We start from the raw sequence: 15,060 nt of genomic DNA on the forward strand, positions 1-15,060 counted from the left end.
GTCTAGCAGGCGGCGAAGCCGCCGCAAAGGAGCGAAGCGACGCGGCTGAGGGATGGAAAAGGGTGGCCGAAGGCCAGACCGAGCTTTTTGAGCAAAGCGAAAAAAGCGAAGGGCCGAGCGAATAGCGAGCCCTGACACAGCCCGACCCGCCCAAAGGCGGGGCAGCCCCTAAAAAACAACATTAGCAACCGTCTACTTTAGTTTATGAATGTATTTAAGATTTCTTGGAAGAGTTTATTAAGCCGCCCCTTAAATTCTGGTTTGAGCTTGGTTTTGGTCGCCTTGGGAGTGGGGCTAAGCAGTTTGCTCTTGCTGCTCAATCAGCAGATGGAAGAGCGGCTTTATAAGAATATTGAGGGCATCAATATGGTGGTTGGGGCCAAAGGGAGCCCGCTACAAATGATTTTGTCTTCGGTTTATCATATTGATGTGCCCACGGGAAATATCCCTTTGGCTAAGGTGCGTTGGATGAAAAAAAACCCCTTTATTGAAGCGGCGATTCCCTTGGCCCTAGGCGATAGTTATGAAGGTTTTCGGATTGTGGGTACAGATGAACAATTGGGCCAACATTATGGGGCTGAATTGGCAGAAGGAAAGCTATTTAGTCAGGATTTGGAGGTGACCTTAGGCGCCAAAGTGGCCCAAAAACTAGGACTCAAAATTGGCGATACCTTTTTTGGGGCGCATGGTCTAGAAAGCGAGAGTATGCATGTGCATGAAGAATATGCTTATACCGTAGTGGGGATTTTCAAGGCCAATCAAACCGTTTTGGACCAGCTCATTTTGACCAATGTGGCCTCCGTTTGGCGGGTGCACGAAAGTCATGATCATGAGCATGAAGAAGGAGAAGAGCAGGATCATGAAGGGCATGATCATGGTGAAGCAGAGCACAATCATGAGGAGCATGAGCACAGCCATGAAGGGCATGATCATGGTGAAGCAGAGCACAGCCATGAAGGACATGAGCATGGCGAGGCAGAGCACAATCATGAGGAGCATGAGCACAGCCATGAAGGGCATGAGCATGGCCATGAACATACAGCAGAACTAGCGCCTATATCGGAAGAAGGCAAAGAGATTACGGCCGTATTGATTCGCTACGCCAAAGATTCGGAGGGAAAAACCTCGGCCATGGCCTCTACTATGTTGCCTAAAATTATTGATGAAACAGAGGGTTTAGAAGAGCTAGGTTATGCCGTTCCGGCCTTTGAGTTGCGTCGCTTGATGGACAATATGGGCATGGGGGCGCAGCTGCTTTACTATTTGGCGGCCATCATCATTATTATTTCGGCCTTGAGTATGTTTATTTCCTTGTACAACTCGATCAAGGAGCGCAAATATGAATTGGCCTTAATGCGCAGCATGGGGGCTTCGGCTTTTCAGTTGTTAGTTATGCTTTTGTTAGAGGGCATTTTAGTAGCGCTTTTTGGGGGTCTTCTAGGGCTGTTGATTAGTCATTTAGGTATGGGCATATTGGCGGGTTATATAGAAGAAACCTACCGTTATAGTGTAGATGCTTGGCGCATATTGGCGGGAGAAACTTGGCTATTCTTTGGTGTTTTAGGCTTGGGGATTTTGGCGAGTATAATTCCGGCCATACAAGCTTACAGTCAAGATATTTCAGAGACCTTATCAGAGAACTAGATGCGTAGCCAACAGCTCAAAGCCCTGCGTTTGCAGGGCTTTAAAAATTATAGGGATAGTCAATTTGAATTTTCGCCCAAGCTCAATTGTATTGTGGGCCAAAATGGCATGGGCAAAACCAATTTGCTGGATGCCATTCATTTGTTGTGTTTGGGCAAAAGCAACTTTGTGAGTAGAGACCGTTATTTGATTGGTTTTGAGGCAGATTTTTTTCGCCTACAGGCCCAATTTGAGCGGGGAGAAGAAAGCGAAGAAATTGTAGTGAAGGCCGCCAAGGGCAAGCGAAAAACTTTTGAGCGCAACAAACTGGTCTATGAGCGTTTGGCCGATCATATTGGGCGCTATCCCTTGGTCCTTATTGCTCCAGATGATAACAAATTGATGTTAGAGGGCAGTGAGTTAAGGCGTCGTTTTATGGACCTGAGTTTGAGTCAGGAATCGCCCAATTATCTGCATCAATTGATGCAATACAACAAGCTGATTAAGCAGCGGAATGCCCTACTCAAATCGGTAGATTATCCCGCCCAGCCCGACCCTATTTTGCTCGACAGCTATGATCGGCAGTTGTTGGTTCCCGCTCAGGCGATTGTATTGGCCCGAAAAAAATTTATTGAGGAATTGCAGCCCGTTTTTCAGCAAGTTTATGCGCAATTATCTAAGGGACAAGAAGAGGTGAGTTTGCGCTACAGCTCTCCCCTTTTGGAGCAAGATTTTGCGGAGCTCTTGCGAGAGAATCGACGCAAAGATATACAGTTTCAGCGCTCGACGGTAGGGCCACATAAGGATGATTTAATCTTTGGGATGAAGGGGCAAACGCTCAAGCAATTTGCCTCTCAGGGGCAGCTCAAATCCTATTTATTGGCCCTTAAACTGGCCCAATATCAAGCGCTCAAGGCCAGCAGCCAAAAATCTCCAATTTTGTTGCTAGACGATATTTTTGATAAGCTAGATGCGCAGCGAGTGGGGCAATTGTTAGCCTTATTGATGAGCCAAGATTTTGGACAAGTATTTATCAGTGATACGCATGAAAACCGCTTATTAGAATTGCTAGATAGTTTGCGTTATCGGGCAGACTTCAAGCTCTTTTTGATTGAAAATGGCGGAATAAAAGAAGGCTAAGCCCTACCAATCTCCGCTAGCGCCCCCCCCGCCAAAGCTTCCGCCCCCAAAACTGCTGTCCGAATAATCGGAGTAGTCGGAATAGTCAGAGTAATCCGAATAATCGCTATAGCTAGAGGAGGAAGAGCTTGGAGAATAACCTTTTCGGTCATTTCGATAGGTTCGGCTGCTGCTACCTCCCTTTTTACTGGCGGCCCACCCCCCCCAGATCAGTAAAATTAAAAAGGGGATCAATGGCCCATAAGTTCTAAATGTCCTTAGCCAAAATGTTGATTTTCTCCGCTCCTCATATTCCCGTCTTAAAGCCTCTCGTTTTTCCTTTTTTCGTTTGGCTAATTCTTCAGAAGAAAACCCCTCATCAAAAACCTGCAAAATGGCTTCTGAACCCACTAAAAGGGCATCGTAATAGTTGCCATTTTTTAAATATGGCACAATTTGTTTATCAATAATTCTTTTGGCTTCTAGGTCCGTAATTTGGCCTTCCATCCAATAGCCCAACTCAATTCGGACCTTTCGCTCGGCTCGGCTGAGCAGCAGCAAAACCCCATTATTCCAGTCTTTATCGCCAATGCCCCAGCTTTCGGCTAAACCTTGGGCATATTGCTCTACCGTTTGTCCTGCTAAATCGGGAACCGTAACCACCACTAGCTGAACTTGGCCCTTTTCTCGGTATTGATTGAGCAAAACCCTAGATAAATTGAGTTCTTCCTCTTCCGTTAAAAAGTCGCCTAAATCCGTTACATAAGCAATAGGGTTAGGGGCCGCAGGATACTGTGCCCAAGTTGGTTGGACAAAAAACAAGAGGGCAAAAAGAGATAAACGAAGGCTAGACATGGAAACTGCTTTTGAGTAAAATACTCAATTGAACAGAAAAAAAGGCCAGCAGCGATTTTTTTCGCTGCTGGCCAATCTAAAAAATACGACTCTTCTAGTTATTCGGATAAGATTAAGTCTACCCGACGATCATTGGGATTGATTTTTTGCTCATCTCCCTCCAAACTATTATCCTCGCCCATAGGCAAAACCATAATGCGCATAGGATCTAAACCCAATTTGATTAAGTATTTACGCACGACTATACAACGTTCATTTGAAAGCTGTAGATTTTTAGCCGGATCGCCATCGGTACTCGCATTCCCAAAAAGGTAGAGCATCGCTTTGGGCTTTTCTACAAAAACTTGTTTCAAAGCTTCTAACTTGGCCTTTTCTTCTCCCGTCAGTTGCGCCTGCCCCTGCTTGAAGTAGATTGATCCCACTTTATCATACATCATGGGCTGCTCCTTAATCGCTTGACGCAATTCTTCGATGTCCTTTTTGTTTTTGGCCATCACTTTTTGCTGATCCGCCAACAAACTTGCCTGCTGTTTGAGCTGCTCTTGCATAGCGGCCTTATCCGCGGCTTGCTGCGCCTCACTCTCCGCCTGAGCCTGACGTAGACTGTCCAAGCCCTTTTGCTGCTGATCCATTCGCTCCATCATGTCCAACTCGCGAGATTTCATTTTTTCAATTTCGCTTTCGAGTTTTTCGTTTTTCTGTTTCCGCTCCTTGAAGCGATAAGCCAACATAAATTCATGTTGGTTGCCTAAGGCATTGTTCAAATTGCCATCGGCCCCCATCTCAAAACTATAGGCAAAAAACATCTGCTTTTGAACATTGACGCCCAGCGTGGCAATTATAGCCGAGGTAGCGGTCTCATTATTGCTCGAACGATAGGCAAAACCGCCCCAAAGCAACTGTTTCCAACCAAAAAGCAGATTTCCCTCCAACTGAACAGGCAAACCGGGCACAATTCGCGTCATGACTACAGGGCGAACAAAAAACTTTTTCTCCTCTCCCAAAGCAAATTCATAACCCGCGGAGGCCATAAAATGACGCGTATTGACATAACGCACCTCCTTTTCTAAAGCATCCAAAAAGCGAATTTGATTGTTGAGCCCCTGCAACATAGAAAGGCCAACATTCAGCTTTTTCCAACGGTAATTTAGGCCCATATTAAAGTCAAAGGCCGTTCCCTGCGCCTGATCTCCCAATATTTCAGGATCGTTTTCATTCTCTACATCGGCCGATTGAAAATCAAAGCGCTGATTGACCAAACCCACCGACAAACCCGCCGATAATCCATGACTAGCATCCTCCGAAAAAGGAATGTGATAGGCATAAGAGGCCAAACCACCCACTTTCCGAATAATATGCGTTTGATCGGTATACAACATCCCTCCTAGGCCCATTTTTCGGTTCTGAATGGGCGCCTCAGCCGAAAAAGCTGCCGTTAGAGGCGCATAGGGCAAGCTACTCCACTGCCGCTTAATATTGAGGTTCAAACTGCCCAAACCCTGGTCCCCCGTCCGCGCCGGATTATAGAGGTAGGGGTTGTAAATATAATGGCCAAATACCGGCAATTGCTGCGCCTCAGCCGTTTGCAGCCCCAAGGCTAGCAGTAGCGAAAGACCTAATTTATAAATTCCTTTCATCTATATTTAGATTTCTATTGTCCTTTGAAATATTGTTTTTTGGGGCCTCCTGCCTGCGGCAGGCGCTACGTTTCGGGGCTCGCTGTTCGCTCGGCCCTGCGGCGCAAAGCGCCTTGGTCTGCGGCTGCGCCGCCCCCCTTCACATCGCTAGGCCTGCGGCCCTTCGGGCCTGCAAAACCGCTAAAGATAGAAGCGGCCGTCAGGCCGAACGGCCTAGCGATGGGGAGCAGTGGCGCAAAGCGCCAGACCGAGCCAGCGAAGCTGGCGATGGGCCGAGCGAACAGCGAGCTGCGGACCGTAGCGCCTGCAGCCCCAATATAAAGGGCTGCAGGAGGCCCAAAAAACAAAAATTAACGCTTAATGGTAACGGCTCCAGTAAACTCCTTAAAGTTGGCTTGGATCACATAATAATAGGTGCCTTCTGGCAGTTTTTGGCCCGTTTTATAGTGCGTGCCATCCCAATCATTATTGTAAGCCGTAGAGCGGAAGACCTCTAGCCCTCCACGAGAAAAGACCTGAATGGTATAAGGCTCAAAATTTTGGAGAAAATCAATCCGCCAATAATCGTTGATTCCATCCTCATTGGGTGTAAAGAGATCGACAATGAGCAAATCGGTACGGGGAGTCACCTCAACATTTACCGTTTCGGTAAGTGCACAACCAATCGCATCCTGAATGCTCACTTCATAGCTATATTGCCCAACAGGCGCTCCAGAAAAAATGGGCGTAGGCGTGGCATTAGAGCTGAGATAATCGGCGGGGCTCCATTCGTAAATTACGCCACCAGTAGCGTACAATTGTAGGCTTTCGCCCTCTTCAATCGTTGTATCGGCCATAATGCTGACATTGGGCAAGCTATTCACGGCTACCTCTACATCTAGCGAGCTGCTACAATTGCCCACGGCCACCAAAACGCTGTATTGTCCAGCCTCATCGGCCGTAGCGGCGGTAATTTCGGGAGCGCGATCGTTGGAACTAAAGCCATTGGGCCCCGTCCAGCTATAGCTAGCATTAAGGACCGCAGGCACCGACAACTGAATACTTTCGCCCATACAAATGGGGCTATTGCTAAAGGCCATTCCGGGCTCTGGCAAGCGGTTAATTTGGACCAAAGTGGCCAAAGGCGCTGATTGGCAGCCCGTGTTATTGTCTGTCACTTGCACCGTATAAAACCCTTGATGGTTGATCTCCGTCACGGCTGGGATACTGATTGTAGCTTGGTTAGCAGTAAAGCCGTTGGGGCCGGTCCAAGCATAGGTCCAGCCAGCTTGTATATTCACGCCCAAGTTTAGGGTTTCATTTTCACAAAGGGGAGCATTACTACTAATTGGCCCCATCAGTTGAGGTGCGGCCAAAACCTGTACCTCTGTAGAATCAAAGGCCGAAGCGCAGCCGCCCACAAAAGCCTGAACATAATAGAAACCTGCATCGGCTGGGCTCAGGTCCGTCAATTGGATAGTTTGATTGCTCGATACAAAACCATTGGGACCGCTCCAGCTATAGGTAGCGCCAGGGCTACTATTTGCTTGTAAAAAGGCTTCTTCCCCTTGGCAAACCGGGCTATCATTAAAGGCCGTGGGGGCCGCGGGACTCGCCTGTACATTGGCCAAAACTGCTGTGGGGGCAGAGCTACAGCCCAAACGCTCCTCACGAACAAAGAAATTGTAATTGCCTGCAGACAAAGCGCCCGCATTATAGCTAGCACTGCTGTTTCCAGCACTCATGCTAAAGCGGTTAATCTCCGTTTGGTTATTATCATAGAACACCAAATCCCCTGAGCCTGAACCCAAAGCGGTAAGCATCAAATCATCGCCTTCACAAATAGTCGCTGCAGAAGCAGCGGGGGCCAAAGGCAAAGGACTCACAATAGCCGTTACAGGCATAAATGCAGAAGCGCAGCCATTGGCATTCACCGCCTGCATATAATAAGTAGTGGCTTGTTGCAAATTGGCGGTTGTATAGCTATTGCCTAAGGCCAACAACATAGTTCCAGCAGCATCGGCATACCAAGAAATGGCTCCGGTTCCCGTTGCATTGAAAGTAGCGCTTTCCCCTTGGCAAATGGTTACATTTGTTGCGCTAGGCGCAGCGGGTGGCGCATTTACAGTAACTAAAGCCGCTGCGGACAAAGAAGTACAGCCATTGGCATTAGTTTCTACAGCATAAAAGCTAGTATTACTAGTCAATGCGGGAGTATTGTAGCTATTTCCTGCGCCAACTTGGTTAGTCAAAGCAGCATCGGCATACCAACTAATGTTGTTGCCTGCAGCGGAAATAGTAGCCATTTCTCCAGCGCAGATTGTGGCCCCTGTGGTAGCTGGACTAGCTGGCAAAGCGTTTACCGCCAAACCAACGACCTGTAAAGGAGAGGTACAAACGCCATTATCTTCAGCTACATAGAAGCTATAATTGCCGACAGCAAAAAGACCAGCATTTAGACTTTGGGTTGCATTTCCAGCGCTCATCGTTTGGCGACCAATTTCTGTTTGGCTGGCATCATAGAAAACCAGATCGCCAGTTCCTGAACCAGTAGCTGATAAAATCACATCAGCTCCATCACAAACATCTTGAGCACTTACGGATGGCGTTGAAGGGCGAGCATTTACCATTACTGTTACGGCAGTCAATGGACCTTCACAAGCTTGGGCTGAGCTAGAGGTCTCCCCTACATAATATGTAGTGTTTTGGTTGAGCGCAGCTGTTGTAAAGCTGTTTCCCGTAGCCACTAAGCTGGCTCCGGCAGGATCTGCATACCAATTTAGAGTACCTGTTCCGCCTGTGGCGCTTAGGGTAGCAGTTTCTCCAACGCAAATGCTCGTACCGCTAGCGATAACTGCTGCAGGTAAGGCTTCTACGGCAACAGTAGCCGTAGCGGGCAGAGAAATACAGCCTTGGGTTGAAGTTGTTACTGCAAAATAATCAGTAGCGGTATTTAAGATTGGCGTACTATAGTTATTGCCAGCTCCAACTTGGTTAGTCAAAGCAGCATCGGCATACCAAGCGATGCTATTTCCTGTAGCGTTTACCGTAGTACTTTGGCCCTCACAGATGCTAGCGCCTATAGTAGCGGGGCTAGCTGGCAAAGCGTTTACCGCCAAACCAACGACCTGTAAAGGAGAGGTACAAACGCCATCATCTTCAGCTACATAGAAGCTATAATTGCCGACAGCAAAAAGACCAGCATTTAGACTTTGGGTTGCATTTCCAGCGCTCATCGTTTGGCGGCCAATTTCTGTTTGGCTGGCATCATAGAAAACCAGATCGCCAGTTCCTGAACCAGTGGCCGATAAAATCACATCAGCTCCATCACAAACATCTTGAGCACTTACAGAAGGAGTTGAAGGTCGGGCATCTACCGTTACCGTTACGGCAGTCAATGGACCTTCACAAGCTTGGGCTGAGCTAGAGGTCTCCCCCACATAATATGTAGTGTTTTGGTTGAGCGCAGCTGTTGTAAAGCTGTTTCCCGTAGCCACTAAGCTGGCTCCGGCGGGATCTGCATACCAATTTAGGGTACCTGTTCCGCCTGTAGCACTTAGGGTGGCAGTTTCTCCAGCGCAAATGCTTGTGCCGCTAGCGATAACTGCTGCAGGTAAGGCTTCTACGGCAACAGTAGCCGTAGCGGGCAGAGAAATACAGCCCTGGGTTGAAGTTGTTACTGCAAAATAATTCGTAGCGGTGTTTAAAATCGGTGTGTTATAGTTATTGCCAGCTCCAACTTGGTTAGTCAAAGCAGCATCGGCATACCAAGCGATGCTATTTCCTGTAGCGTTTACCGTAGTACTTTGGCCCTCACAGATGCTAGCGCCTGTAGTAGCGGGGCTAGCGGGTAGGGCATTTAGCGTAACGGCAATAAGCCGAAGAGGAGAACGGCAGTTTCCATTATCTTCTGCCACATAATAGGTATAAGCTCCAGCAGCTAATGCGCCTAGGTTATGACTAGCATTAGGACTAGCAAAGCTCATTGTTTGGCGAGCTAATTCATTTTGACTGGCGTCATAGAATACTAAATCTCCAGTACCTGAGCCAGTAGCCGTTAGAATAGCATCTTCGCCTTCACAGAGAGATACATCTGAGGCTGCAGCTTGAGCGGGTAAAGGTTCTACTTGCACAGAAACAGAGGTAATTCCGCCAGGGCAGCTAGCAGCTCCTTCACTAACATAGAAAACTGTATTTTGGCTAAGTGGGTCTGTAATATAGGTATCTACAGGACCAGGGCCTGTTTGCAAAAGGATTTGGCCCAAGGGGTCTTCATACCAGCTTAGCATTCCCCCATTTACTGCCTCTGCAGAAATACTTGCGGTTTCCCCTGCACAAATATTATCACCTGTTGCTAAAGGAGCTGGAGCAGCATCTCTAACCGTAAAGTCGAAGTAATTGGGAGCGGACCAGCCACAGCATTCAGTACGGACCCGAAGGCGAACACTATAATTGGTTACCGTTCCTAAGCTTGGCGGCATCCAACTAGCAACCTGAGTAGTAAAAGCGGCTACAGGAGTATTCACATTTGTTCCCGCTTCAAAAATAATCCATTGATATTCTACCCCTAGAGCTGAACTACTCATAAAGAAAGTTTCTCCTTCACAAAGATCGGTCAGCATAGAGGCTGCAAAAGCGGGTAAAGCTCGGTTGGTATTCATTTGGACCATGGCATCGTAAGCGGTGCCATTAAGGCCAGTACTTTGTGGACCTGTAGCGGTATAGCTAATAATTGCTGTAGCTGAGCTATTATCATAGCTAGAAGTTGTGCTATTTAGGTCATTGATAAAGCTAGCCCCTGCGGGTAAAGACCAGCTTCCTCCATCTTTAGTAATTAAGATTTCGGAATTGGTACAACCTTCTAGAGGTTGGGCAGTAATAATTTGGGTAATTCCAGCCGAACTAGTTGCCGTAAGAGCGCTTCCATTGACGCTGCGGACCGTCTCAGAACGTCCATCAGCTCCATCACCACCACGGCCGCCATTTCCACCATCACCACCACGGCCACCGAGACCACCCGCTCCAACTTCACAAGTAGAGCAGCCTAATAGGCCACCATTAGAGCCGCCAAGCAAACCGCCAGCACCACCATTGCCGCCAATACCTGCTGCGCCACCAGTTCCACCAGTAGCAGCAGCAGCGGGATTTAAGATTAGATTATTACTAGAGCCTGTACTTGCATAAGCATAGAGGGCGAAAGAGCTACCAGATCCCCAGCCACCAGTTCCACCTAGGGCACCTTGGCCGCCGCCACCGCCGCCGCCACCAGCGCCACCAGTACCATCTGTACAGAAGAAACAACCTTGACCGCCGCCGCCGCCACCGCCGCCGCCGCCGCCGCCACCAGTACCAGCAGTACCAGTAGCTCCTTGGCCAGCGGGCAGCCAGAAGAGGTCAAAAGTATTAGAGATAGGCGAAGCTGCGCCATTAGTTCCATTGGCTCCATTTTGGCCAGGAGCTCCTGACTGGGCATTCACCTGGCTACAAGTTCCATCTCCGTTTGTGGTATTAAAACCAATGGATCCAGCCCCAAAAGCGCCACCAGCTCCACCGCCACCAGCGGCACCTGAGCCACCAGCAGCGCCTCGATTATCTTCTGCACCACCAGTTCCACCAGAGCCACCGCCGCCACCGTTTCGGCCAGTGGCTGCGGTGCCATTACTTCCTGCTTGTCCCGAGTTTCGGCAACTTAAATCATTATTTGCGGGGGCGCCAGCAGCGCCGCCGCCGCCAGAACCGCCATTTCCACCTCGGTTCGTGGCACAATCATCATTACATTGGGCCTGACTTCCTGTGCCACCTGCAACACCTGGCGAGCCTGCTGCACCAGCAGCGCCATTTGTTCCGCGGCTAGCTTGGCCTGTATTCATGGTTACCCTTTCGATCTGCCAGTTATTGGCATTGCGGAAATAGAAGCCATAGACAGAGCGGCCTCGATTGCCAGTAGTACCAGATACACTGCCAGAAGCTCCGCCATTTTTTACATTTACATCAATATCCAGAATTTGGAAATCGTTGAAGTTAATGGCCTCAATACCTATATAATAGCCAACTACCGTCCCTGAAGCACCATCATAGGGGGCTGTTTCTAGAGAAGAGTTAATATTGATAGTTGTGGCTAAGCTAGAATTTTTTCGGCCCACTCCATTGAGGATTTCCCAATCTCCATCAATGATGAGTGCATCACAATCAATAACTATTTTATCGGTTAGATTATAGGTACCTGCTAGCAGGCGAATATGTGTTCTATTTTGGAGGCAGGCCTCATTTAGGGCCGTTTGTAGGTCCATAGGATTGGCCTCTGAGCCATCTCCCAAGCTCGTTCCCGCTGGGTCTACATAAATGTAGGCGCATTGGGCGGAGAGTAAAGAGGAAAAAAATAGGCTCCCCAAAATGAGTAAGCCCAGAGTAGTTATTTTCTGCATACTATTTTATTTAGTTTAACAACTATTAAGACAATCTTAAATATAGGAGCTTAAACTGATAAAGTAAAATAGTTTAGCGCTATTTGCCGTAGGAAATTCCAAAATAAGCCGACTAGCTGGCTATATATTTTGGAAACATAGCAATCGCCCTAAGCTTTTGAAAGAAAAGCTATGTTATGGGACATAAAAGGGCCAGAAAAATGGTTTTCTGGCCCTTTTGCGGTTTTGCAGGCGGCGAAGCCGCCGCAGGCTGAGCTGCCTGTCGGGTGGCCGAAGGCCAGACCTAGGCGCCTTTGGCGCCGCAGGGCCGAGCAGACCTGCGAGCCCAGAAGGGAGCGACCCGAGCGAAGCGAGGGGCAGCCCCAGATGAGATAAAACTAGAAAGTTCTATTTGTAGGAGGGTTGGATAATTTGGAGGATGCGGTTGCTAAGATTTTGTAGTTCTTGGGTTAGTACCTTAGCGGAACCCGCTTTTTTATTATAGCCAGAATGGTTAATGTCATTACGGAGGCCGCCTAAACGTTCTGAAGTAATTTCCAAAAATGCACTATCTAACCCCCTGTATTTCTTCCTATTATTAGTTAAATCATTAGCTTTATCTTTCACTTGCTCTCTAGTAAATGGATACCAGTATGTATTCTTATAACAAAAGTTAATTGTTCCTTTTTTACCATTCTTATCATATAGATTATTTTGTCTCAAAGCTGATTTTGCAATATCTCTAAGATGTTTGTCATCTATTTGAGACAGGTTATAAGTCTGCTCAATCAACCAACTAATCAAAGTTTCCTGTAAAAAAGTATACCCCTGTTGAACCATTCCGTGCTGAATACACCACTCTACTGCAGCAAAACCATTCTCTGTTGTTTTAGAGTTAAAATTGTTAATTTTTGATTCAATTTTATTCAGTAAAGGCTTAAGCTGTTTTTTCATCCCTCCAGAACTATCCATCTTAAGGGATTGAATTCGTTTTTTTGTCTCTTTCAGTTTTAACTTTTGAGTAAGCTCCTTTCCGCGACAAGTTTTAACCGCCTCAGTTAAAGCAAAGAGCTCTTCGCCAAGCTTTTTTTCAGAAACGTTGACACTATCTTTTAGCAATTTATTTAAGCTATAGGCATCAGCTGATTTAGTAAACATTTCGACAGCCTCTGTCCATTGATTAAGTTCTACGATATTGGTTAGAATTTGTATTGGTGCTTCAACAGCTTGCTGTCTCAATTCTGCTTTTTGCTCTTCAGATAGCTTACCTAAAGCTTCTTGCCGCACTGCCATTCCTGCATCATAATTACCATATAAAACCTGTTTCAGCTTACAATTTTGGACTGCAGAGACATAGTTAATAAGGCTAAACATCAACATTGGGAAAAACCGAAATCCATTCGTAATATCAAAGTATAGCTCAAGTTCTACAGATTTACCACCTTTTTTATCTGTTTGTAGTGCGTCTAATTCATTAACAATAGTGCTAAATATTTCCCAAATATCTTCCTCAGTGAAGCCCTCTAAAATATCAACTGATTTAAATGCCCCTATATATCCTTCCTCTTTCATTCGTTGAAAACGAGCTTCTAAGCCCATTTTATCTTCTTCTGTCAGCTGAGACGAAGACTGATTATAAGGTATAACTCGGCTGAGATAGTTTTTATCTTTAGCCGCCAAAGGGCCTTGTTGCATAAATCTAATAAATTAAAAACCAGCTAATTACAAAAAACCTTGCGAATTAGGCATAAAAAAAGGGACAAGCCCCGTAGATTTAAGTTTTTTCGACGAACAATAAAACCTCGAGCTGTCCCATGACAAATCTAAAAAAAACATACAGAATTACGCACTAACCAACAGATTTTATACGGCCCAAGGTAAGTTTCTTTTTAATGTTTGGTTCCCGCCTTTGGCAAGCAAAAACCTCATAGCTAAGCCTTCAAAACGCGGCAGACCTAAAACAATTTCTGATGAATTTATTCGCTATTTATTCCGTTTAAAAGTGCTTTTTTCTTTTGGATATCGACAATTAGAAGGTATTCTAAAATGCGTTATTTCCAAATATAATTTGGATGCTAAGCCCATATCTTTTACTCAAATATATCGTAGAGTCAAGAAACTAAAACTGAATATTAAGTCTAAAAAGAGGACTAAAGAAAGATCGGTAGCAATAGATAGTACAGGACTAAAAACAAAAGGACAGGGAGAATGGTTAAGAAAAAAATACTTGGAAAAGCAGCGCTCTAGCTGGATTAAAGTACATTTAGCAGTGGATGATAAAACAGGAGAAATATTATCTGTAGAGATTACCACAGAGCGAAAAACCGATGCTTCTCAACTCCCCAAAATGATGAAAAAAATGAAATCCTTGAATATCCGCCAAGTTTATGCAGATGGCGCCTATGACCAAATAAAATGTCGGGAAGCAATTTGTAAGGCTGGAGCGGTACCGTTTATTCCCCCACGTAAAAATGCTCGCCTAAAAAAAGGAAAAGATGGAGAGCTGGTTGACAGTTATCGCAATGATGATATTTTATATATCTGGGAGTTGGGAGCTACTGCTTGGAAACAAGATTTAGGCTATCATCGTCGAAATTTAAGCGAAACTGCAATGATGCGACTCAAGCACTTTTTCTCTGAACGGCTCTCTTCGCTCAGCTTTAAAATGCAGAAGCAAGAAGTCCTGATGCGTATTCAAATTTTAAATGAGCTTAATGCTGTCAAGTTGGAAGTTGTTACTAATCAGTAAGTTACGATTTATACAACAAGGCCCCGCCAAAGTGGTAAATATAACTACTTCATCAATTTGTGCATCCCATTTATCCTCAGGGAAAGGCCATTGTTTAAAGATAGCCTCTTGAACAAAAGGAGTAGATTTTACAGTATCTACATCTTGATTAGGAAAATAATACTTTGTTTCGCCATATCCATTCGTTCCCAAAAACGAGATAAAAACCTTTTTCTTCTGATTCATTTGTTAAAGTTGATCCAAGGCGGCTTGCAGTAGGGGCTTGATCGTCTCCCAATCCTCATTTTTCAGCTTATCGAAGCGATGACGCAGGCCAGCATAATGGTTGCCGAGCAGGATCGTGGGGCGAATAAAGGGGAGTTGGAGGATGGCCGCTAGGGCATTGCCATCTTGTTTATGAATAATTTTTTTGAGTTCTTTTTTGATGAATTTCCGATGGTTGAGCAGCTGCTCGGCCTGTAGTAGGGCCAGGGTATTATGCTTATCGGAATTCATAAAATCGTTGAGGGTATGGGCGGGAATCCCCTCAAACTGGCTACGATTGATAAAGCTGAGGCCAAAAAATGGCGGCAATTTTTGAGCTGGCTTTTAGAGGCAACAGTTCGGGGCTGGTAGTTGGGGTCGGCATATCGCTCGGGGATCCCCTGTCGGTGTTTCCAGACCCGAATCGTTGTCTCTTTAAGGCCAAACTTCT

9 protein-coding genes are annotated in these 15,060 nt (G+C 46.2%); 3 read left to right on the plus strand and 6 right to left on the minus strand.

Annotated features, from left to right (window positions below; genetic code table 11):
• Nucleotides 1-204: 204 nt before the first annotated feature.
• Together PPO43_RS01570 and recF are read left to right on the plus strand one after the other, a co-directional pair.
• Nucleotides 205-1,644 carry an FtsX-like permease family protein gene (locus PPO43_RS01570; RefSeq protein WP_272620036.1) on the plus strand — a complete coding sequence of 480 codons (1,440 nt, stop codon included), beginning with the start codon at nt 205-207 and terminating at the stop codon, nt 1,642-1,644.
• Nucleotides 1,645-2,763, plus strand: coding sequence for a DNA replication/repair protein RecF (gene recF, locus PPO43_RS01575; RefSeq protein ID WP_272620037.1), 1,119 nt, complete (start codon nt 1,645-1,647; stop codon nt 2,761-2,763).
• Between the two features lie 3 nt (nt 2,764-2,766).
• Here the strand turns inward: recF and PPO43_RS01580 are convergent, their stop codons facing one another.
• The 4 genes from PPO43_RS01580 to PPO43_RS01595 all read right to left on the minus strand — a co-directional run bounded on the left by PPO43_RS01580 (nt 2,767) and on the right by PPO43_RS01595 (nt 13,312).
• Nucleotides 2,767-3,597 carry a TPM domain-containing protein gene (locus PPO43_RS01580; protein ID WP_272620038.1) on the minus strand — a complete coding sequence of 277 codons (831 nt, stop codon included), beginning with the start codon at nt 3,595-3,597 and terminating at the stop codon, nt 2,767-2,769.
• A 98-nt stretch (nt 3,598-3,695) separates the two neighbouring features.
• Nucleotides 3,696-5,234 carry a PorP/SprF family type IX secretion system membrane protein gene (locus PPO43_RS01585; RefSeq protein WP_272620039.1) on the minus strand — a complete coding sequence of 513 codons (1,539 nt, stop codon included), beginning with the start codon at nt 5,232-5,234 and terminating at the stop codon, nt 3,696-3,698.
• Between the two features lie 350 nt (nt 5,235-5,584).
• Nucleotides 5,585-11,638: an Ig-like domain-containing protein gene (locus tag PPO43_RS01590; RefSeq protein WP_272620040.1), complete on the minus strand. Its 6,054-nt coding sequence runs from the start codon at nt 11,636-11,638 to the stop codon at nt 5,585-5,587.
• A gap of 387 nt (nt 11,639-12,025) precedes the next feature.
• Nucleotides 12,026-13,312: a TM1812 family CRISPR-associated protein gene (locus tag PPO43_RS01595; RefSeq protein WP_272620041.1), complete on the minus strand. Its 1,287-nt coding sequence runs from the start codon at nt 13,310-13,312 to the stop codon at nt 12,026-12,028.
• A 214-nt stretch (nt 13,313-13,526) separates the two neighbouring features.
• Here PPO43_RS01595 and PPO43_RS01600 point away from each other — a divergent pair, with 214 nt between their 5' ends.
• Nucleotides 13,527-14,366, plus strand: coding sequence for an IS5 family transposase (locus tag PPO43_RS01600; RefSeq protein ID WP_442985426.1), 840 nt, complete (start codon nt 13,527-13,529; stop codon nt 14,364-14,366).
• Here PPO43_RS01600 and PPO43_RS01605 read toward each other — a convergent pair.
• Together PPO43_RS01605 and PPO43_RS01610 are read right to left on the minus strand one after the other, a co-directional pair.
• Complete coding sequence (locus PPO43_RS01605; RefSeq protein WP_272620042.1) at nt 14,319-14,591, minus strand: TM1812 family CRISPR-associated protein; 273 nt, start codon at nt 14,589-14,591, stop codon at nt 14,319-14,321. The genes PPO43_RS01600 and PPO43_RS01605 overlap by 48 nt on opposite strands.
• Before the next feature lie 3 nt (nt 14,592-14,594).
• Complete coding sequence (locus PPO43_RS01610) at nt 14,595-14,939, minus strand: hypothetical protein (protein ID WP_272620043.1); 345 nt, start codon at nt 14,937-14,939, stop codon at nt 14,595-14,597.
• Nucleotides 14,940-15,060 lie beyond the last annotated feature (121 nt).

Origin of the sequence: Saprospira sp. CCB-QB6 (assembly GCF_028464065.1) — a bacterium.
GTDB lineage: Bacteria > Bacteroidota > Bacteroidia > Chitinophagales > Saprospiraceae > Saprospira.

Bases quoted from the DNA above. Each gene is read 5' to 3' on its own strand.
- PPO43_RS01570 (WP_272620036.1), top strand. From the start codon at position 205: ATGAATGTATTTAAGATTTCTTGGAAGAGTTTATTAAGCCGCCCCTTA.
- recF (WP_272620037.1), top strand. From the start codon at position 1,645: ATGCGTAGCCAACAGCTCAAAGCCCTGCGTTTGCAGGGCTTTAAAAAT.
- PPO43_RS01580 (WP_272620038.1), bottom strand. From the start codon at position 3,597: ATGTCTAGCCTTCGTTTATCTCTTTTTGCCCTCTTGTTTTTTGTCCAA.
- PPO43_RS01585 (WP_272620039.1), bottom strand. From the start codon at position 5,234: ATGAAAGGAATTTATAAATTAGGTCTTTCGCTACTGCTAGCCTTGGGG.
- PPO43_RS01590 (WP_272620040.1), bottom strand. From the start codon at position 11,638: ATGCAGAAAATAACTACTCTGGGCTTACTCATTTTGGGGAGCCTATTT.
- PPO43_RS01595 (WP_272620041.1), bottom strand. From the start codon at position 13,312: ATGCAACAAGGCCCTTTGGCGGCTAAAGATAAAAACTATCTCAGCCGA.
- PPO43_RS01605 (WP_272620042.1), bottom strand. From the start codon at position 14,591: ATGAATCAGAAGAAAAAGGTTTTTATCTCGTTTTTGGGAACGAATGGA.